This window comes from Protofrankia symbiont of Coriaria myrtifolia, assembly GCF_900634755.1.
Classification (GTDB): domain Bacteria; phylum Actinomycetota; class Actinomycetes; order Frankiales; family Frankiaceae; genus Protofrankia; species Protofrankia coriariae.
The window spans coordinates 1-1,284 of sequence record NZ_CAAAFS010000059.1 but is presented as its reverse complement, the minus strand read 5'-3'; the positions used below and the strand labels follow the sequence as shown (position 1 = coordinate 1,284).

Here is a 1,284-nt window from a genome sequence, read left to right as displayed (position 1 = left end):
ATGAGCCGGACCACCCCCACGGCCACCGAGCCAGCCCTCCCCCGTCGCGCCACCCGTCCGGCACAGGCAGCAGGTCGTGACCCGGCGTTAGCTAGGACCTCTTCCGCGCCCCCTTGCCTCCGGACCGCGGATGCCGGTCGGGTGACACCTCCCGGCCCACCTGTTCCGCCGCAGCCCTCAACGTGAGATGTAACAACGAGTTACAGTAGTACCCTAACGTACGCTTACCAAACTCGGTCAGTAAAAGTTACGACCATGGATACTATATGTATTCATAATGATACTTAACGTGCTGAAGCAGTATGAAAACGACCTGACGCCCGCCTCCCGCGACCGCGGGAGCCCACGCGGCGGCCCCACCGCCAGACAGCAGAACAAGATCATCTGTCGGCAGGTCCGGAGAGTTCGGAGAGTTCGGTCTCACGGACAGGAACGGGTACATACGCCATCCTGACAACGTGTCGACACAGCGATGGTGGCCACGGGCTCAGCCGAGAGGATCTCGGCACGAGGCCGTCACGCCACGCCGCACACTCCCGACAGGCGACGCACTGACACGCACAGTCAGAGTTCCGAGGACCGAGGCATCGGCAACCGGCACATCAGCGGCCGAAGCATCGATGGTTGGCACAGCCGTGACCAGGGCACGTGGCGCGTCGGCGCTGCCGACGCTCATGGCTCTCCTCGTCCTGCTCGGTGCCGCCGGCGGCACCGGTTGCGCGTCGAGTGACGGCTTCGTCTCGGCACCGGGCGCGCCCGACGCCTCGGGGCCGGCCGCACCCACCCGCACGGTCGCGACCGGCACGTTGCCGAACCTGATCGGCAAGGGCCTGCAGTACGCCCAGGACACCGCGCAGACGGCCGGCTTCACGAACCTGACCTCCCACGACGCGCTCGGGCGCGGCCGCGAGCAGATTCTCGACCGCCAGTGGCAGGTCTGCGACCAGTCCCCGGCGGCGGGGCCGCATCCGGTCACCGTCAGGGTCGACTTCGGGGTGGTCCATCTCGACGAGACCTGCCCGCGGGCGGGCGAGGCGGACACTACCCTGCCGCGCATCGGCCCGACCATGCCGGATCTCGCCGGCCGCTCGCTGAAGGTCGTACGGGCGGCGTTCGGCGACAACGCCAGCGTCACGGTGCACGATGCCACCGGCGCCGACCGGATCGCGATCGTCGAGAGCAACTGGAAGATCTGCTCGACCGTACCGGCCGCCGGCCGGCCCTACTCGCGGGGCACCCCCGTCACCCTCAACATCGCCAAATTCGAGGAATCCTGCCCCTGAC

The 1,284-nt window shown here is 67.8% G+C and carries 1 protein-coding gene; it reads left to right on the top strand.

Translation table 11 applies throughout. The features are described 5' to 3' along the window. The first annotated feature begins 635 nt into the window (after positions 1–635). Positions 636–1,283 (top strand): PASTA domain-containing protein, encoded by a 648-nt coding sequence (locus CM1CMNOD_RS03065; RefSeq protein WP_202797669.1) that lies wholly within the window; start codon positions 636–638, stop codon positions 1,281–1,283. Position 1,284: the final 1 nt, after the last annotated feature.